The 18,646-nt window shown below is 41.5% G+C and carries 17 protein-coding genes; 9 read left to right on the forward strand and 8 right to left on the reverse strand.

What is annotated here, in order from left to right; genetic code table 11:
* Position 1 precedes the first annotated feature (1 nt).
* From ACP5NR_RS05575 to ACP5NR_RS05605, 7 genes are read left to right on the forward strand one after another with little or no spacing between them, the layout of a single operon-like run.
* Positions 2-2,290 carry a BamA/OMP85 family outer membrane protein gene (locus ACP5NR_RS05575; RefSeq protein ID WP_428004729.1) on the forward strand — a complete coding sequence of 763 codons (2,289 nt, stop codon included), beginning with the start codon at positions 2-4 and terminating at the stop codon, positions 2,288-2,290.
* Between the two features lie 2 nt (positions 2,291-2,292).
* On the forward strand, positions 2,293-3,153 hold the full coding sequence (rsmH, locus tag ACP5NR_RS05580) for a 16S rRNA (cytosine(1402)-N(4))-methyltransferase RsmH (protein ID WP_428004728.1): 861 nt from the start codon (positions 2,293-2,295) through the stop codon (positions 3,151-3,153).
* 5 nt (positions 3,154-3,158) lie between these two features.
* Entirely contained in the window at positions 3,159-3,524 is a 366-nt protein-coding gene (locus tag ACP5NR_RS05585; RefSeq protein ID WP_428006074.1) for a hypothetical protein, read from the forward strand.
* A gap of 6 nt (positions 3,525-3,530) precedes the next feature.
* Positions 3,531-5,351, forward strand: a complete 1,821-nt coding sequence (locus ACP5NR_RS05590) for a penicillin-binding protein (RefSeq protein ID WP_428004726.1) — start codon at positions 3,531-3,533, stop codon at positions 5,349-5,351.
* Positions 5,352-5,362: 11 nt separating this feature from the next.
* On the forward strand, positions 5,363-6,073 hold the full coding sequence (lptB, locus tag ACP5NR_RS05595; RefSeq protein ID WP_428004725.1) for an LPS export ABC transporter ATP-binding protein: 711 nt from the start codon (positions 5,363-5,365) through the stop codon (positions 6,071-6,073).
* A 14-nt stretch (positions 6,074-6,087) separates the two neighbouring features.
* The gene (locus ACP5NR_RS05600) at positions 6,088-7,779 is read left to right on the forward strand and encodes a 2-oxoacid:acceptor oxidoreductase subunit alpha (RefSeq protein WP_428004724.1); all 1,692 of its coding nucleotides are present in this window, start codon (positions 6,088-6,090) and stop codon (positions 7,777-7,779) included.
* 26 nt (positions 7,780-7,805) lie between these two features.
* Positions 7,806-8,648, forward strand: a complete 843-nt coding sequence (locus ACP5NR_RS05605) for a thiamine pyrophosphate-dependent enzyme (RefSeq protein WP_428006083.1) — start codon at positions 7,806-7,808, stop codon at positions 8,646-8,648.
* A gap of 162 nt (positions 8,649-8,810) precedes the next feature.
* Here the strand turns inward: ACP5NR_RS05605 and ACP5NR_RS05610 are convergent, their stop codons facing one another.
* The 7 genes from ACP5NR_RS05610 to ACP5NR_RS05640 all read right to left on the reverse strand — a co-directional run bounded on the left by ACP5NR_RS05610 (position 8,811) and on the right by ACP5NR_RS05640 (position 15,731).
* Entirely contained in the window at positions 8,811-9,188 is a 378-nt protein-coding gene (locus tag ACP5NR_RS05610) for a hypothetical protein (RefSeq protein WP_428004723.1), read from the reverse strand.
* Positions 9,188-9,655: a hypothetical protein gene (locus tag ACP5NR_RS05615; protein WP_428006075.1), complete on the reverse strand. Its 468-nt coding sequence runs from the start codon at positions 9,653-9,655 to the stop codon at positions 9,188-9,190. Before ACP5NR_RS05615 ends, ACP5NR_RS05610 begins: the two co-directional genes overlap by 1 nt.
* A gap of 22 nt (positions 9,656-9,677) precedes the next feature.
* Positions 9,678-10,673, reverse strand: a complete 996-nt coding sequence (locus tag ACP5NR_RS05620) for an ABC transporter ATP-binding protein (protein WP_428006076.1) — start codon at positions 10,671-10,673, stop codon at positions 9,678-9,680.
* Positions 10,666-11,655 carry an ABC transporter ATP-binding protein gene (locus ACP5NR_RS05625; protein ID WP_428004720.1) on the reverse strand — a complete coding sequence of 330 codons (990 nt, stop codon included), beginning with the start codon at positions 11,653-11,655 and terminating at the stop codon, positions 10,666-10,668. The genes ACP5NR_RS05620 and ACP5NR_RS05625 overlap by 8 nt, the downstream gene beginning before the upstream one ends.
* Positions 11,656-11,659: 4 nt before the next feature.
* On the reverse strand, positions 11,660-12,649 hold the full coding sequence (locus ACP5NR_RS05630) for an ABC transporter permease (protein WP_428004719.1): 990 nt from the start codon (positions 12,647-12,649) through the stop codon (positions 11,660-11,662).
* Between the two features lie 10 nt (positions 12,650-12,659).
* The gene (locus ACP5NR_RS05635) at positions 12,660-13,814 is read right to left on the reverse strand and encodes an ABC transporter permease (RefSeq protein ID WP_428004718.1); all 1,155 of its coding nucleotides are present in this window, start codon (positions 13,812-13,814) and stop codon (positions 12,660-12,662) included.
* A gap of 63 nt (positions 13,815-13,877) precedes the next feature.
* The gene (locus ACP5NR_RS05640; RefSeq protein WP_428006077.1) at positions 13,878-15,731 is read right to left on the reverse strand and encodes an ABC transporter substrate-binding protein; all 1,854 of its coding nucleotides are present in this window, start codon (positions 15,729-15,731) and stop codon (positions 13,878-13,880) included.
* A gap of 464 nt (positions 15,732-16,195) precedes the next feature.
* Between ACP5NR_RS05640 and ACP5NR_RS05645 the strand changes: the two genes are divergently transcribed.
* Complete coding sequence (locus ACP5NR_RS05645; protein ID WP_428006078.1) at positions 16,196-17,455, forward strand: MFS transporter; 1,260 nt, start codon at positions 16,196-16,198, stop codon at positions 17,453-17,455.
* A gap of 1 nt (position 17,456) precedes the next feature.
* Here the strand turns inward: ACP5NR_RS05645 and ACP5NR_RS05650 are convergent, their stop codons facing one another.
* The gene (locus ACP5NR_RS05650; RefSeq protein WP_428006079.1) at positions 17,457-17,996 is read right to left on the reverse strand and encodes a hypothetical protein; all 540 of its coding nucleotides are present in this window, start codon (positions 17,994-17,996) and stop codon (positions 17,457-17,459) included.
* Positions 17,997-18,270: 274 nt separating this feature from the next.
* Here ACP5NR_RS05650 and ACP5NR_RS05655 point away from each other — a divergent pair, with 274 nt between their 5' ends.
* Positions 18,271-18,642, forward strand: a complete 372-nt coding sequence (locus tag ACP5NR_RS05655) for a hypothetical protein (protein ID WP_428006080.1) — start codon at positions 18,271-18,273, stop codon at positions 18,640-18,642.
* Positions 18,643-18,646: the final 4 nt, after the last annotated feature.

An 18,646-nucleotide genomic window follows, 5' to 3' on the forward strand; every position in this document is an offset into this window, starting at 1 on the left:
GATGAAAAAGTATCTCGTTTTGTTCGTGTTGATTATCTCTGTATCGGTGATTTCATTTTCACAGACGCAAACGATATCATTTTTAAAAATTGAGGGAAATACAAGCCTTGCGACTTCGATCATAACGTCAAAATTATCGAATGCCGTCAAAATAGGACAACCTTTGAATACCGCCGCGCTTTATCAGGCACTGCAATCGCTCTACGAAACAGGATACTTTTCTTACATAGAACCAAAGATAGAATACTCTCCGATAGGTCCTGGCCTTGTAATTGTACTTACCGAAAATCCGGTGATCAAATCCGTTGATGTGAAAATAAACGGTCCTGATCTTGTGAATTTAGACGATGTGAAAAAGGCCATAACCGTTAAAGCAAGTAGCGTGCTTAACCTTGTGGAACTTAAAAATTCCTTTCAAAACATTATGAATCTTTACACAAATGCCGGATACCTTGCAAACATAATTGGGATACAGACAAACATAGTCCAAAGCGGAAACGCGATCACGGTACCGGATAACGCACTTGTCATAACTGTAAATGAATATGCCGTATGGAATCTTAAACTTACAGGCGATTACGGTAATTTAACCGTTGACCAGATATTGAAAAGCACCGGACTGTTCACGATGAAAAATTACGAATCGATGAATCCCATTCAGAAATTTTTTGCAGACTCAAAGAATGCATACCTCAAATTTTCAACCGTTCAGGATTTTCAAGCCAAACTCTTCCAGATGGGATATTTTTCTCCTGAAACTACTCTTGGCTTCGCAACCGCAACCGATGTCGCATCCACTTTCAAATCACCGGTTATGGATCTCGTCGTTAACGCAAAACTTGCGAAAGTTGTGCAATCCGGATTGCCGGTTACAGGATATTATTTTACGGGGGTCAAAGAGGTAGACCCGGCCAAACTCGCGGAATATGCGGGTATAACCGCGCCTGCGACTACTAACAATTTTACCCAACTTGAACAACTGGCAAGGATAAACGCCTATTACCAAAATAAAGGATTTTTGTTGACTTCTGCCGAAGTCGTGTATCACAAATTCGAAACGATGAAAGGCGGATTTTTAGAGTATAAGATAACGGAAAGGCATATAGGCAAGATAGAAGTATCCGGAAACACAAAGACAAAAACTTATCTCATAATGCGTGAACTTGCTTTTAAAACTGGCGATCCCGTTACAACCCAAAGCCTTGTCCAAACTTACAACAACCTTAGAAATACACAATTTTTCTCGAATGTATCCATCACACCGTCGCTTCCTTCAACGGATTCGACAACGGTAAACATGATGATAAGCGTTACCGAAAATGACAAGCCCAGACAAATTGGCGCATCGTTGTCGATAGGTCAGCCCGGACAGGGTCAGCCATGGTATGAAGGCATAACCGGCAGCGGAAATGTGAGCGTCGTCAATCTGAGCGGAATTGGAGACACTTTGTCAGGTCAGGTTACACTCGGGGTCAATCCTACGGCAAACATAACTTACGGAATCATATTCCCTCTCAATTTGCCCATGAATTTCACATCAAGCATATATTACAACACAGTCCAGCCATTTGTGGTAACCAATGGTCAGACCCTGTATTACAACGAAACTGAATACGGTGTCTCTGCAAGTATCGGTTATCAGCCGGATGTTTACACATCGTACAACATCGGAGGAAATTTTTACTTTTTCAACAAAAGTCAGGGTTCAACACCGATTTCCGCCGCTTTGATGGGTGCCGCAACCGGTACATGCAGATCTGTCACACTTTCTTACAATTATGCCAACGTCGATAACGTACTCTTAACAACCAACGGTGTAAAATTCGGTGGCAGTCTTTCTTACGCGGGATTTGGCGGTCAGGAAAATTACCTTCAAGGGTACGTGAGCGCATCTGGATATTTACCTATTGTGCCGAATCTTGCCGTTGCCGGCAGAGTTTTGATAGGTGACGGATATGGAACTGATTTCTACGTCGGCGGTCCGACGACCGTGAGAGGATGGAATCAAGAAGGTGGCCTTCAGGAATTCGTTTCAAATCTTGAACTGAGATACGTCATGAATTCTCAGGATGTCCCGATGATGTTGACGGCTTTTTATGATTTCGGAGGGGCCGGTGATCAACTTTTGACTTACGGAAACATTCAGAATCAATTCATGAATTCGGTAGGAGTCGGCATAAGTTTTGAAATACCTTATCTGGGAGTTCTAAGGTTTGATTTCCCGTTTAAAGTTTCTAACGGGACATTCCAATATTCAGGAATTTCTTTTGGAGTGGGAGAGATGTTTTAATATTGCAACATACAAGCGTACTTTTGAAAGAAGTTGTAAACGGTTTTGAAAACCTTCAAAATGGAGGAATATGCGTTGATTGTACCATCGGAGGCGGCGGCCATACCGAAGGGTTGATCTTAAAATATCCTAACATATCTGTGATAGGAATAGACAGAGATCCACAGGCAATAAAAATCGCCGGTGAGAACCTTTCCCGTTTCGGGATGCGTGTGAGAATTTTTCAACGAAGTTTTTCGGATCTCGATGATCTGCTCGATGGTCTTGGAATAGAAAAAGTTGATGCCATTCTTGCCGATCTTGGACTCTCATCTTTTCAAATAGATGAAACGGAAAGGGGCTTTTCTTTCAAGAAAGCAGGTCCTCTGGATATGAGAATGGGGCTTAACGGCAAGAGTGCTTTAGATGTCGTGAATAATTACAGTGCTGAAGAAATTGAACGTGTGATACGTGATTTTTCTGAAGAACGTTTTGCAAAAAGCATAGCAAGTAGTATAATCAAGAAAAGGCCTATTATGACAACTGATGAACTTGTAAAAGCGATCTTTTCATCTCTTCCGTCTTACGCAAAAAAAGACTGGAAAAAAATTGTCACACGCGTTTTTCAAGCGATCAGAATAGAAGTTAACGATGAACTTGTGAACCTTGAAAAATTGCTTGAAATTTCAAAGAGAAGACTTAAAAAGGGCGGAAGGATTGCCATTATTTCTTTTCATTCTCTTGAAGACAGAATTGTAAAGTACGCTTTTAAAGAAAAAGAATTCATGCCGATCACAAAAAAGCCTTTGATTCCCGGTAACGACGAGATTAATTCAAACACAAGATCAAGAAGTGCGAAATTGAGAATCTCAGAAAGGGTGTGAGAGTTGTGGAAGATGTAAGAATTCATGCGTTGCAGCAAACCCAAGAAGTTACTCAGGTCAAAACATCAGAAGGAATAGGAGTTATAAGATCTGTGGCCATAGGAGTGGCAGTTTTCACCGTGCTTTCCGTTCCTCTCCTGCTTAACGTTCAAACCATAAAGTACAACTCACAGATAACGAATATGACTTACGAGATGAACGTTATGAATTCCCAGATAACCGATCAAAAGACCGCAATGAACATTTATCTTGAAGAAAAATTTCCAAATACCACAACTTTTAAAGAGAATGGTCAAACTTTTTTCGTAAGAAGTGTAAATCCTAACATAAAAGGAGATGCCAAACTGGCAGCCCAGCTTACTGGCCAATAAAATAAAATGAACGATTGGAAGATACGCATAGTACTCATCGCCATTCTGGGCGCTTTTGTCTTTTACCTTATAAGAGGAACCATTATCGTTTTTCATTTTCAAAGAACTGATATCCCGCCGGCGATGATCGTTTTACCGGCTCCTTACGGTGACATAATTGGTGCCAACGATCAGCCAATACTTCAAAATACGCTTTCTTACGATGTATACATAGATGTCGGTTATGCGAAAACCTTATCGGCTTTAGAAGGATGGAAATATCCGGACAGAATTATTCAGGTGCTTAATTATTTCGATAAACCGGTTTCAAAATCGATTTCATCTGTTTTACAGTCCGGCAAAGGTGGAATTGAGTTAGGACTTGTCAATGAGCAGATGGTAAAAAATTTGCCGTCTGATCTTTCGAGTTTTCTTAACATTCAAAGAGTTTACGTGCAAACAAAAGTTGCAACACCACTTGAAATAATCGCCAAAGCGATACAGGGAGAATACGATCAATACGTAAAGCCAAAAAAAGACGGTGAATTAGTCTACAACGCATTGGGACCGTACGCCATAACATCGGGAATAAAGACGCTTGTCGACCCTATCGGAGGAGATACGGTTATAACCACAATAGATCCTTCAATCCAGTCTTTCGCGCAACAGGCAATAAATCATGCAGTTACAACTAACGCTGCAAGTGGCGGCGAAATAATAGTATCAGATCCAAAAACAGGAGCGATAATAGCGATGGCATCAACATGGCCATGGGATGCTCCGGTTATGAATGTATTCGAGCCAGGATCATCTATAAAACCCGTGATCTTCGCTGCCGCACTTCAGGAAGGAATTGTCAACGTAAATACCACATTCAACGGACCTTATTACATTCCCAATCCAAACATACCTCTTATCATAAGAGACGTTGAAAATCATCCATGGCCGATAGACCTGAGAAATGCACTTGTTTATTCGTCAGACGTGGCTGAAATGCAAATAGCGACAAAATTCATAAATACAGTCGGAGACAGGGCATACTACGCCTGGTTTTCGAAATTTGGTTTCGGACACACAACAGGCATTGATCTTCCCGGAGAAGTTAGCGGATTTCTCACACCGCCGTCTCAATGGTACGGCATAGGCGGTCAGGAAATGGCAATAGGTCAAAGCATAGCGGTAACGGGCGTACAACTCATAACCGCTCTTAACTCCGTTACAAACGGTGGATACATCATCAAGCCTCATGTGATTCAAGAGATAATCTCACCGTCTGGAAGTATAGTGAGTATTTACACGCCACAGGCGACGCAGATTTTCAATTCTGAAGTTACCCAGATAGTAAGAAGTTTCATGGTAGATGTCGTTGAAAAAGGAACCGGCATTCCCGCCAAACTACCTGGGGTGCTTGTTGGTGGTAAAACAGGTACGGCAGAAAAATCAACTGCCGGCAAAGTATCGACCAAAGGACCATATTTTTCCATATTCTACGGATTCTTTCCCGCAGATGATCCACAATATTCCATTCTTGTTATGGTCGATCAGCCTTCCAAAGGACTTTATTACGGTGAAGACGTTGCGGCACCTGTTTTTCACGATGTGGGAGAATACATATTGAAGATGAATTACATTCAACAGGATCAAAATCATCTTTTTTCTTCATTTGCAATGCCGAATTTGAAAGGCTTGACGCTTAACGAAAGTCTTTACCTGCTCGGTCAGATGTCGGTGCCTGCGACAAAGATATCTTTCAGCGGAAATGGGATTGTGATCGGTCAAACGCCACCTCCAAACACGCCGATGAGTAAAGTTAAAAATATCAACTTAACGCTTAGCCCTTCATTTTAGAGGAGTGAAAAATGAGTAAACTTTTATGTTACAAACTCAGAAAAAGTTTCGGGAAACGATTGGCCGTAGAAGATGTTTCCATTTCGATAGACAGTGGGAGGGTTATAGGCATTCTTGGCCCAAACGGTGCCGGAAAAACAACGATCTTCAACATGATCCTTGGACTTGTGATTCCGGATGCGGGTCATATATTTAAAGATGCGACGGAAATAACAAACATGCCCGTCTATCTCAGAGCGAGGAACGGTATAACTTATTTAGCCCAGGAATCATCAATATTTACTGGATTATCGGTTGAAGATAATTTAAGACTTGTGCTTGAAAATTTCAATCATTCAAAAAGCACAACCAACGAAAGGATAAAAGCACTTCTGTCGAGATTCGGGCTCATTTCGATGGCAGGCCAAAGAGCGGATCTGCTCTCTGGCGGTGAAAAGAGAAGACTTGAAATAGCAAGGATGATGACTCTTTCACCTGATTTTTTGCTGCTTGACGAACCTTTTGGCGGAGTTGATCCTATGACGGTCAAAGAGATACAAAAGATCGTCCGTGAACTCAAAAATAACGGTCTCGGAATTATAATAACGGACCATTCCGTTGAAAGAATAGTTGAGACTGTCGATGAAATGTACGTTATCCATAAAGGCAAAATTCTCGCTCACGGTCTTCCCGAAAACGTTTTAAGAGATGAAAATGTGATAAGAAACTTTCTTGGAGAATAGAAAGGAGGCACAAAATGGAATTGAAAGATGATGTATCGATAGTGCTTTGCGGAGAGGCAGGTCAGGGCATACAAACTGTCGAGAGATTTCTCACAAGAGTTTTGAAATTTGACGGCTTCAACGTTTTTGCCACGAAAGAATACATGTCAAGAGTCAGGGGTGGCCTTAATTCGACTGAGATAAGGGTTTCATCGGAAAACATCAAAAGTTTTGTGAGCAAAATCGATGTACTCGTTACCCTTAAAAAAGGATCGATTCAACATCTGAAGGACAGGTTAAGCAAAGATACCCTTATATTGGGTGAAAAAGCGAATGCAGAGGATGGATATCCTTTTGTTGAAATGCCATTCACGCAGATAGCCACTGATATTGGCGATAAGATATTTTCCAACGTAGTCGCGGTTGGATCGATATCGGCCATCTTAAACGTTGATTTTGGAACGATTGAAAGTTATTTGAAAGAATTTTTCGCAAGAAAAGGTGACGAGATTGTCAATAAAAACATCGAGGCGGCAAAGAAAGGATACGATCTCGGACTTAATCTTATCAAAACCGGAAAAATAAAAGTCAGCATAAAAAAAGATGCCTCGATCAAAAATGATCTCATCTTCGACGGCGCAACGGCCATAGGACTTGGTGCCCTGGCCGGAGGATGTAATTTCATCTCTTCGTATCCGATGACTCCCTCAACCGGGATTTTGACCTTTCTTTCCGAACATGCAAAAGAATTCGGAATTGTCGCAGAACAGGCTGAAGATGAAATAAGCGCCATAAATATGGCCATCGGTGCATGGTATGCGGGATCACGGGCGATGGTTACAACTGCCGGCGGAGGTTTTGCCCTGATGGTCGAAGGCATGAGCCTTGCAGGCATGATAGAGAGTCCTCTTGTGGTGAATCTCGGCCAAAGACCTGCTCCTGCAACCGGACTTCCGACAAGGACAGAGCAGGGTGACTTACTTTTTGCGCTTTATTCAGGTCATGGGGAATTCCCCAAAATACTGTTAACACCCGGCACACTTGAAGATGCCTTTTATCTTACCCAAAAAGCCTTTTACTTTGCGGACAAATTCCAGGTACCTGTCATAATACTAAGCGATCAATACCTCGTTGATTCTTATTACAACGTTAAAAATCTTGACCTTCCAAAAAATCAACCTCAAAAATTCGTCGTTGAAACGACGAAAGATTACAAACGGTATGCATTAAGTAAAAACGGCATATCACCGCGTGGAATACCTGGAGGAGCAGGACTTGTGGATGTCGATAGCGACGAACATGACGAATCGGGTCACATAACCGAAGATCTCGATTTAAGGGTAAAAATGGTTGACAAAAGATTGAAAAAATTCGATTCCATAAAGGCCGAGATAATACCACCTGAGTTGATAGGATCTCCAAAGTATGATACGATCATCGTGGGATGGGGTTCAACTTATCCCGCAATAAGAGAAGCCGTCGAAAAAATAGGAGATGAAAGTATGGCTTTTCTTTACTTTAAGCAGGTATATCCTCTTCATCCGGACACGAAAAAGTATCTTCAATCGGCTAAGAAAAGAATCATCGTTGAAAATAACGCCACATCTCAGTTTGGTCATGTCGTAAAAGCCGAAACTGGCATAGATTTCGATGTTAAAATTCTTAAATACAACGGCATGCCCTTTTCTGTCGAAGAACTCGTTTCAAGATTAAAAGAAAGCAGGTGATCGATGTGGATAAGAAAGTTTTCGATATGGGACCCATTGACATCGCATGGTGTCCGGGATGCGGAGATTACGGCATTCTTAACGCCATCAAACAAACGATGGCGGAACTTGAAATACCTCCCGAAAAATTTGTCATAGTTTCGGGTATAGGACAGGCTGCAAAATTGCCCCATTACATAAGATCAAACTTTTTCAACGGTTTGCACGGCAGATCAATTCCACCTGCGACTGGCATAAAAGCGACAAATCCAGATCTCGTCGTCATCGCGGAAAGCGGTGACGGGGATATATACGGTGAGGGAGGCAATCACTTCATCCATGCTATGAGAAGAAATCCCGATATAACCGTTATAGTCCACGATAACATGGTCTATGGTCTTACAAAAGGTCAGGCCTCTCCGACGAGCCGTGAAGGATTTAAAACTCCTGTGCAGGTTGAGGGAGTTATACTTAAACCGTTCAATCCTATTGCCGTTTCAATAGCCAACGGTGCATCTTTTGTGGCAAGAGCCTCGATAACCGATATACCCGGCACGGTCAAAATTTTAAAACAGGCAATTCAACATAAAGGCTTTTCGATTGTCGACCTCTTTCAGCCTTGCGTAACATTTAACAAGTTGAATACCTATCAATGGTTCAAAGATAACACCTATTATCTTGAAGACTCATACGATCCTCACAATAGAATTGAAGCCTTAAAAAGAGCCTTCGAAGAAGATAAATTTCCACTTGGAGTTTTTTACATCGAAGAAAGAAAGACGTTTGAAGAAAGCAACATGGCTTACGAAATAGATAAAACTCCTTTGTACAAAAGAGATGTAGATCTAAAAAAATTATCGGATCTCGTTGAATCAATGAAAAAAGGATAAACAAGGGCGACAGAGTCGCCCTTGTTTGTTAGAATATCTAATCAGAGCGGAGGGCAGGATATCCTTGAGGTGGCCTCCGCAGCGCAGCGAGGACCAGACACCGAGAGGGTACCTGCCGGAGCTCACACTTTATCTTTGACCTGATTGGACTGAAATCTGCATTTAAGATATAAATCCCAAAAAGATCATCGCTATCATATTTCCAAACAAACAAAAGATGTACAAAAAAATGGTATTGATGATTCCCGTACTCAAACTCAAATTCGATGCTATGACGCTGTTAAACGTGCCCCAAAATTGCAGTATGACAAAACTTACCCAAAAATAAAACACCATAGCAATCAAAGTACCGGAAAGCGTTACAAATATGCCCATCTTGAAATCCCTTACAAAGATAACGATAAAAAGTCCAAGCACAAGCATCAAAAGATATATAAGCCAGCCAGGAAATTCGGAGAAAGGCAAAAAGAGCAAAGACAACTGGGCAAAAAGAAATGGAATCGCATCGATCAAACTCCATATTATAAATCTTAGCCTCATCATTTTGCCTCCTTAATGGTTCCCTCAAATACCAATGTGCCACGGGTATCATGATTGCCTGTCAAGAAATGCGTTACGATGTAGAGTGTATATTTCAAAGGCGTAGACGGGAATTTTGATATCTCTTTGTAATAATCGCCAGAAAAATTGAACGTTGCAGTCGCAACAAGGCTTTTGCCATTGAATTGACCCAAAATCCCTTCTGTTGGAAATTGATACACTCCGAGAGAGTGTCCGTTTATCATCAACAAACATGATGCCTCGGAAAAATACGCATTTTTGGCCATCATTCCGGATTGACCTGCTATTTTAAAAGTTATATTCGCCTCGGAAGATGATTCGGTTATATTTGTCGCATAAAGATTGGCCTTGAAATCTCCCATAAATGTGGTGTAGGAGTTAAACCTCGCGATTGATATCGCGAGGTTTACAAAAAGCACAACCATCAAAATAATCAAAGGTAACATTTTTTTCCATGACAGCACCTTATCACCGCCGTTCCTGAGTGTAAAGAAAACAAGCAACTTTGTGGTTTTTCCCAACTTCAATGAGTTCTGGTTCTTTTTGAGAGCATATCTCCATCGCAAATGGACATCTGTCGTAAAATCTGCATCTTGGAAGCGGATCTATGGGCTTTCCTATTCCTCCTTTTATTTCAACGGATTTTCTTTTAAACTCGGGATCAGGAACAGGCACAGCCGATATCAGCGCTTTTGTGTAAGGATGAAAAGGATTGTTTATCAATTCCTCCGAATCGGCATATTCAACCATACGCCCCAGATACATAACGCTTATCTCATCTGCCATATACCGCGCAACGGCAAGATCATGCGTTATGTAAAGAAAACTCATGTTCATCTCTTTTATGAGTTCCATCATGAGTTTCATAACCTGTGTTCTTATCGAGACATCCAACATCGAAGTTGGCTCATCGGCAACCACGAATTCCGGCTTCATGACAAGCGCCCTCGCTATTGCAACCCTTTGCCTTTGCCCGCCGCTTAATTCATGAGGATATCTCCATAAAAATGCATCCGGCGGAGAAATTCCGACTCTTTTCAATATCTCCATAACCATCAACTCGCGCTTTCTGAGCGTTCCGAAATTCTGTATGTTCATAGGTTCCGCAACTATATCGAAAATGGTTTTTCTTGGATTTAAAGATTCAAAGGGATCTTGAAAGATCATCTGAGTTTTGCTGTGAAACCATTTTTTGTCATCGGCATTCAAAAGATGCGTAACATCTTTTCCGAGAAAGATAATTTTCCCATTTGTAGGTTCGTAAAGTTTAAGGAGCGTTTTGCCGGTTGTGGTTTTGCCACATCCCGATTCACCGACGAGAGAAAGCACTTTACCTTTTCTTATTTCAAAATTTATTTCATCAACGGCATGAAGAAAATGTTTGGCCCGTGCAAAGACACTTTTTTTCATCGGGAAAAACTTGTTCAAATTTTCAACTTTCATTATAACTTCGTTATCAGACATTCGCGCTCACCCGCTTTTTGAGATTCTGTGGATGAAAACATGCAACAAAATGGTTTGATTCTATTTCCGCGTAAGAGGGCATATTCTTCCAGCATTCATCAGTTGCGAACGGACATCTTGGCGCAAATCTGCAATGATCCGGCGCATTGAGCAAATTCGGCGGCTCTCCCGGGATCGTGACAAGTTCTTTTTTCTCACCTCTTATGGAAGGAAAAGAGGACATCAATCCCACGGTGTAAGGATGTGCAGGCCTTTTGAAAACCGTCACAGAATCCGACATTTCGACTATTTTACCCGCGTACATTATCGCTATTCTTGATGCAACCTCCGCTATGACGGCTATGTCGTGCGATATGTAAATCATGGACATGTTCAATTTTCTTTGTATCTTTTCGAGTTCCCGCAAAATCGTATCCTGAACTATGACATCAAGGGCTGTTGTGGGTTCATCGGCAATTATGAGTTTCGGGTTGCACGCCAAACTCATGGCTATAACGGCTCTTTGTTTCATACCACCCGAATATTCGTGGGGATAGTTATCCATTCTTTCTGGATCAAGACCGACAAGTTTGTAAAGGCTTGCGACTCTTTGGCGGGCCTCTTCGAATGTGACATTAGGTTCATGGGTCGTTATGGCTTCTATTATCTGATCTCCAACCCTGTAGACTGGATTTAAAGAGTTCATGGCAGCCTGAAAGATCATCGCAATGCCTGCCCATCTTATCTTGTTCATTTCATCATTTGAAAGTTTTACCACATCTTTCCCGTCAAAAAATATATTTCCCGAGATTATCTTTGCATTTTCGGGAAGCAAACGCATTATAGACATAGAAACTGATGTTTTGCCGCAGCCGGATTCTCCCACAAGGCCAATTGACTCTCCTTCGTTAAGCACAAAAGAAACATCATCGGCGGCTTTAACCTGCCCTGCCTGCGTATCGTAATACATCTTTAAATTTCTAAGTTCAAGTATAGGCCTCATTTTTTCACCTCTTTCTAAGTCTTGGATTGACAACTTCGTCAAGGCCACGGCCTATAAAATAAAACGCACCGCACAGCAACGTTATGGAAGCGCCGGAAGGCAACCAAAGCCACCAGTAATTCCAGATGTTGCTACCTATTATGTAGCCGGCCGTATCGGCCGTATATATCATCAGACCCCATGACATCTTTATGTTCAAAAGTCCGAAGAAAGAAAGCACGGCCTCAGAAAAAATGGCACCTGTGACGTTGAACATCATGTAAAGGAAGGACAAAGGCATGACGTTTGGAATTATGTGATTGACTATTATGTAAGCATCGCTTGCACCGGATACCTTTGCGGATTCTATGAAAGGCCTTGATTTTATGATAAGACCCTGCGACCTTAAAACTATCGTTATGCCGCCAAAACCGGAAAGCAACCCTATTATCAGGGCAAGCGTAAGCAGGTCTACCTCCATCATTCCACTTATGACTATCAAAAATGGTATAAACGGAAACAAAAGTACAATATCTGCAAGTCTCATGAAGAAAGTGTCAAGTGCACCTCCAAAATAAGCCGCAACCGTACCTATCAAAGTGCCTATCACAACCGTTATCAAAGCCGCAACTATGCCAAGCATGAACTCCCTTGGCGTTGAGTAAAGCAATTGCGCAAGCACATCCCTTCCGAGCGGATCAGTACCAAGCAAATGTGCCCACGATGGAGGTGCAGGATTGTTTTGCAAGAAATCGTAACCGGTTACAGGATTGTAAGAAACCATCGCGTTAAGACTTGTAGTTTTCCAAACGGTATCTGCAAGTATAGGATAAACTATGAACCCTGCCACCGCAAAAATTACGACTATGTAAAGACCTATCATGCCTATTTTGGATTGAGAGAAGATCTTCCAGTTTTCTTTGAAGGCTCTCCACATCAATTTCATTCTTATCGAAATCGGAGATTCCAACTTTGCTTCTACCGGTTCAACGGTCATATTTGCGTTATCTGCCATCATCATCACCTCAATACCTTATTCTCGGATCGAGAAATGCGTAAACTATATCAACTACCAAATGTGCTATAAGCACGAAAATGCCCGTGAATATCAATGCTCCAGCAGCCAATGGATAATCTTTTGCAAGTGTCGAATCAAGTAAAGTCATACCCATTCCCGGCCATGAAAAGAGGCTTTCGGTTATGACGCCACCACTGACCACGAAACCAAGTGAAAGCACGAAGTTGGTCACGACAGGAAGCATGGCAGTCCTTGCCGCATGCTTGTCCCGTACAACTTTATCAGGCAAGCCTTTGGCACGCGCAGTTGTTATGAAATCTTCCTTTATCGTTTCAAGCATTGAATCTCTCATGACAAGCATATTTCCGGCGTAAGATATTATAGTCACGGTCATGACCGGAAGTACCATGTGCCAGAGAATATCGGCCGCGTATATGCCAACAGGACTAACCCACCAGAAAAAAATTGAAAATATCACGGATATCACACTTGAAAGGTAAAAAATAAGTCTTCGTGTCATAACCTTATGAGAAAATCTCAATGCCATGATGTAAGATACAAACATCACGGCGCCTATTATGAGCATGGTCATGAGTATGTATAGAAAGATAACCTGAGCATTTAGGCGTGTGTGAATCCAGAGGTCCGGGTTGAGAAATTGATTCAGCGGAAAGATGCCGAGGAAGGATCCAAAAAACCAGATCATTACAAATATAAGCAATGGAGTGAAAATCGTGTAAGTTATTATTCCAACAACAGTCGAAACGTATTCTGTTGTTTTTCCGCGATTCCATGCAAGGGACTTTCCAGAGGCAAACCCCACAAAGAAGGCTATCAAAGTGGCCACAGTGAAGAGCAAAACGGTTCTTGGCAATCTCTCGGCGATAATATTCCACACTGGGGTCGGATAATATGAAAAAGAGATCCCCAGGTTTAAAGTGAATACGTTTTTCATGTAATCGACAAACTGAAGCCAAAGAGGTTGGTTAAGACCGAAAGCCCTTATTATGGATTCCTGAGCCTGAGGTGTGAGTTTTGGATTGGAAATGAGTAACGTCTTTATTCCGCCAGGCATAGCGTGAAGCATAAAAAAAACTATAGCCACGTAAATCACAAGCAATATGGCTATTTGCAAAATTCTGTTTCCGATGTACTTCAGCATCATCTCACCTTCCAATTTTAAAGATGAAAGCCGGGCCGATAGACCCGGCTTAATTCAATCAAATTATTGAATGACCTGTACGTAAGTAGGCTCGCCGTATCCAGAATATCCAGATTGAATTCCGTCAAGACATTTAGTGTAGGCAAAAGAAAGTTTGTCTGCCCTATATCCCTCGATAACCTGAGGAGCATAAAGCACTATGTATGGCACATCGGCGTTAAGATATTCTTCGGCTTTAAATGCATACTGACGCGCAATATTCATATCCGTCGCATCCAAAAATGCTTTTGCAACTTTCTCAAAATCAGGGTTGTTGTATCCGGGTGAATTGAATCCACCTGGCACATTCTGATCTGAGGAGAAGAATTCGTATATGTAATCAGGATATATGGTTATACCCCAACCTAAAATGTACATATCAAAGTTGAAATTTTGATCGAAGACGGCATCGACTATGTTGTTGAAACTCGTCAGATCGGCATAAAGCGGTATGCCTATATCGTTGGCCCATTTCTCTACCCACAAAGCCGTTGTCGATCTTATCGGATCGTATCCGGCGGATGGAGCCATCATCGTTATCTGCTTTACGAGTTTTCCATCGGGACCTATGAGCCCCTGACCGCGCTGCACAAGTTGACCATTTTGTATCTTTGGCTCAATAAGCCATGAAAATCCGGCATCTTTGAGTGTTTTTATCGCTGCCTGATATCTTTCTATAGTCGTCATTCCTTCACCGTATGCCTTCAGATCCGGATCGTACCAGAACTCATTGCCTGGAGGTACAAGCGATGAAAGTGGATTGGTGTTTCCACCGAGGATTTTGTTTGCAAGCAGATCTCTGTCTATTAAATATGCAATGGACACTCTAAATGCTTTGTTGTTCATGGGATATCTTCTCATGTTGAAGGCTATGTACTGGAAACCCAAAGATGGGTTGCTGACAATTTTTACATTTGGATTTGTTTGAAGTTGCTGGACAAACCCTTTTTGAAGTCCATTTGGATTGAGTATGTAATCAACCTCTCCTTTTAACAGGGCTGAAACGGCTGCAGTCTGGTTTTGATATATCCTGTAAATTATGGAATCAACGTAAGGCCCTGTCACAAATTTGTTGTTCACAGTACCTTCGGCAGTGCCATAGTAGGTGTTGTTTTGATTCAAAGATGGAATTACATACTGAACCGCACCATTTGCGTACTCTATCTCCTGCTGACCTTTGAAGGTGTAATTTGGAATGGCTTTATCAAGCAGATATGCACCCTTTTGCCACTGAGAAACCGTGAACGCGCCTATCGATGGCTCACTTAGGAGATTCTTATCGTAAGACATCATGTACTGGGCTGGATCCTTTTGTTTGAGGGCTTCCTGATAAACCGGATCCCAGAACTTCTTCTGAACAATTGCACTCATCAAGACAGAATATATGAAATTGCCGCTCGGGTGCGTTATGTAGAATTTAACCGTGTAGTCATCAACTTTAACAACTTTGACGAAAAGATCTGGAGGAATGTTTGACATCCAGTTTCCGGGCATTTGCAATTTAAATGGCACTTCGTAGGAGAAAACCACATCATCCGCGGTGAAAGGTGTTCCATCTGACCATGTCACACCTTTTAGAAGTTTCACGGTTGTAACGTACATCGTCGTTCCATCTTCGGTTACCTGCTCAAGTGGCGACCAGAAACCATCGGCTAAAGACGGTACGACCTGATAGGTTAGATCCGACATGCCGTACAAGCCTCCGTATTTACCCATTGTTGGATAAAAATTCCACGCAGTTGCGTTCGGTCCTAACATGGACCAGATATTCAAACTTGTTACGTCCGACAACAACGCATAATTGGCAGTCCCTCCCGCAAAAGCCAATATGCCCACAACAACTATCCCCACCAAAACTAACGACAAAAACCTCTTCACTTAAAAAACCCCCCTTTCAATTTGTCTAAATTGCTTTGCGAAAGCGCTTTAATTATAAATCAATCTTTAAGATATGTCAAGAACCTTTACAACACATTACGAATTTCATAAAACGCAATTTTACAGTTCAACATAAAATTTGTATATCCCATTGAAAAGTTTTATAATCTTTTAGGTATACTGAATTCACTTTAAAAGCCGAATGCTTATTTACTGTAAGCGAAGGGCAGGATGCCTTAAAATGGTGATCGGTGAGTAGTGAAGAGTGAGCAGTCTGTTAAATTGACAATTGTCAATTGAAAATTGCCAATTCTACATGCCACGAGCCACACGCTACCTGCCATTAGGGGTACCTTTGCCGAAGCGATGACTTGAAAGTTTGAATTTTGTTTGGTATATATTTTATCAATTTCAAATTTGAAGTATCAACTAAGGAGGTATTTTCTCGTTTTTCTGAGATAAATATGCTAAGCGAATCGCAAAAGGCACATGCACGAAAGATTTCGATAATTGAAGGTAGTTTTGCCACAGTCTGGGGCGCTTTTACAGGGGGATTTAGCGGTAACTCTTATCTTGTAGGATTCTTCCTTTGGCTTGGAGCAACTCCGTTTATAATGTCGATATATGGCGCACTTATACCTCTTGCAAGTGTGATTCAGCCGTTTTCTTTGATGTTAGCACGCACCTTCACAAGCAAAAAAAGATTTATCTTGCTCGTCGCAATTCTTGCGAGACCAACCTTTCTTACGCTGGCCCTCGTGGTTTTGATAAACACCGGCATGAAAGTGTGGATAGCACTTTTCATCTTTTTTTTCTTTGAAATTGCGGTATCGTCCGCAGGCCCCGCGTGGCAGGCATGGATGAGCGATCTTGTAGATCAGCGTGTTAGAGGAAGATATTTCGGTTTGAGAAATCTCATAACAGGACTTGTTTCTGTACCGGCAACTCTGGCAGCCGGATATGTGCTTGACATACTCGGAGGCGGGTTCTGGGCTTTTTTCACGATGTTCGCCATAGGTTCTGTCTTTGGAGCACTTGATGTTTACGCGCTAAAAATTCAAGACGAAGATCCTGCCCCAACCGGTAACATGTTAAATCCCCATGTTTTAATTGAAGTTCTGAAATTAAAAGGCGATTACAGAAAATTTCTTATCGCCTACATTTTGATGACTTTTGCGGGTACAATTTCCGGACCTTATCCAACGGTCATGATGATAGATGACTTTCATTACAGTTATGCGATACTTGGACTTATCACCGTTGCTTCAAGCCTCGCGGCCGCATTTGCGCAACCAGTTTGGGGACGTCTTGGGGACAGATATGGTCCTTTCAAAATGCTCAAAATTGTGGCTTTTTTCCGTGCTTTTCTGATGTTAGGTTGGGCATTGGCACTGCCATCTCTAATTTACATGCTGCCATTTCAGATAATCATAGGAATAGTCGCAAACGCTGGATTAGGCTTGATGTCGTTCAACACGTTGCTTAACGTTGTTCCGAATTTCGGAAAGACCGAGGCGTTATCGCTTTATTCGAGTCTTGTGAATTTCGCCTCTTTTATAGGAAACATAATTTCAGGACTTTTCGTTATAGTCCTTGCAGAAGTGCATTTTAATTTCATAGGATTAACGTTCAACGATTACAGGATAATCTTTTTTATAACATTTTTGGCAAGATTGGCAGTCTTTTATTACGTCTACAGGATAAAATTAGAGAAAAGTTCATGAATCAAAAGAGAAATTTTATTAACACCAGTGCCAAAACTATTAGCGCAAATCCTCCCAAATTCCATAAGGTTTGCTGGACTACCTGTTCATGTGTCAGCCTTACCGCATGCCATACACCGCTTTCTTCCTGACCGTTGAATATGCCAATCCATGAACCTTGCATACGATCAGGACCAATCGCATTCCCCGCAAGAGAAATAATGGTCCCGCTGGAAAACGGAAAATTGACATAAAAATAAGGCGGTTGTTGATTTGGACCCTGCCAGTATAAAAGGCCACCGTTGGCAATGTTGACATACAAAAATTGTACTTTGTCATCTTTACTTGTTCCGACAAAATTACCGGTGAAGAAGTTGCCATTTTGCATTTGAGAAAGATTGAAACTCTGATCAAGCACAGTCGTCGTTGACCCGTTGGTGTACCCATACAAACTGAATTGCCACGTTCCACTAAGCACCGTCGATGCGGATGCAAAAGCGTAACCTGAAAAAGCAAAAATCAAATTCAAAAAGATAATTGAAATTACAATTCCTTTCTTCATTTCGATCGCCTCGGCCGTTTCAATCGATCATTAGACTTTTTGCCATTACAAAAGTTCGAAGAAACCATATATACTTAATTTGCTTTAAAAACCAAATGCCGGAGCGATGATATTTCATATGTGACATGCTCCCCCACTTATAGAAGTGGGAGAATTCTTGCTTAAAAGGACGTTAAAGTTGATCAAGTATATTTTTTACCAATTATACTGTTTTTGATTTTTGGAAAAAAGTGTATAATTCTTATGATCAAAATTTAAAATGGGGGGTATTAAAATGAAGAAAGTATTTACGCTTTTGGGGGCTTTTGTATTACTCATTGTCGTACTTTCAGGCTGCTTTTTACTTCAGCCTTATAATCTAACAGGCACATGGCTGGTGACAGTTTCATATCAAGGTCAAACTCCGACTAATTTAACCATGACGATAAATCAAAATGGAAATGCAATCACGGTTTATGACAGTGGCGATGGTTTCACTTTCACTGGAACTGTTAATGGCAACAACGTTCAATTTTCATACTCATCTTCTGGAGCAATCATTTCTTTTACAGGTACAATAAGTGATTCAACTCACATGGGTGGCAATTTTACGATAACATATTCCGGAGGCCAACTAAATGGCACGTGGAGTGCCGTAAAGCAATAAATAG

It is taken from the genome of Athalassotoga sp. (assembly GCF_049965695.1).
Classification (GTDB): Bacteria; Thermotogota; Thermotogae; order Mesoaciditogales; family Mesoaciditogaceae; genus Athalassotoga.

Excerpts from the sequence above, each read along its gene's own strand:
- ACP5NR_RS05575 (WP_428004729.1), top strand. The coding sequence starts at position 2 with ATGAAAAAGTATCTCGTTTTGTTCGTGTTGATTATCTCTGTATCGGTG.
- ACP5NR_RS05590 (WP_428004726.1), top strand. The coding sequence starts at position 3,531 with ATGAACGATTGGAAGATACGCATAGTACTCATCGCCATTCTGGGCGCT.
- lptB (WP_428004725.1), top strand. The coding sequence starts at position 5,363 with ATGAGTAAACTTTTATGTTACAAACTCAGAAAAAGTTTCGGGAAACGA.
- ACP5NR_RS05600 (WP_428004724.1), top strand. The coding sequence starts at position 6,088 with ATGGAATTGAAAGATGATGTATCGATAGTGCTTTGCGGAGAGGCAGGT.
- ACP5NR_RS05605 (WP_428006083.1), top strand. The coding sequence starts at position 7,806 with ATGGGACCCATTGACATCGCATGGTGTCCGGGATGCGGAGATTACGGC.
- ACP5NR_RS05610 (WP_428004723.1), bottom strand. The coding sequence starts at position 9,188 with ATGAGGCTAAGATTTATAATATGGAGTTTGATCGATGCGATTCCATTT.
- ACP5NR_RS05615 (WP_428006075.1), bottom strand. The coding sequence starts at position 9,655 with ATGTTACCTTTGATTATTTTGATGGTTGTGCTTTTTGTAAACCTCGCG.
- ACP5NR_RS05620 (WP_428006076.1), bottom strand. The coding sequence starts at position 10,673 with ATGTCTGATAACGAAGTTATAATGAAAGTTGAAAATTTGAACAAGTTT.
- ACP5NR_RS05625 (WP_428004720.1), bottom strand. The coding sequence starts at position 11,655 with ATGAGGCCTATACTTGAACTTAGAAATTTAAAGATGTATTACGATACG.
- ACP5NR_RS05630 (WP_428004719.1), bottom strand. The coding sequence starts at position 12,649 with ATGGCAGATAACGCAAATATGACCGTTGAACCGGTAGAAGCAAAGTTG.
- ACP5NR_RS05635 (WP_428004718.1), bottom strand. The coding sequence starts at position 13,814 with ATGCTGAAGTACATCGGAAACAGAATTTTGCAAATAGCCATATTGCTT.
- ACP5NR_RS05645 (WP_428006078.1), top strand. The coding sequence starts at position 16,196 with ATGCTAAGCGAATCGCAAAAGGCACATGCACGAAAGATTTCGATAATT.
- ACP5NR_RS05650 (WP_428006079.1), bottom strand. The coding sequence starts at position 17,996 with ATGAAGAAAGGAATTGTAATTTCAATTATCTTTTTGAATTTGATTTTT.
- ACP5NR_RS05655 (WP_428006080.1), top strand. The coding sequence starts at position 18,271 with ATGAAGAAAGTATTTACGCTTTTGGGGGCTTTTGTATTACTCATTGTC.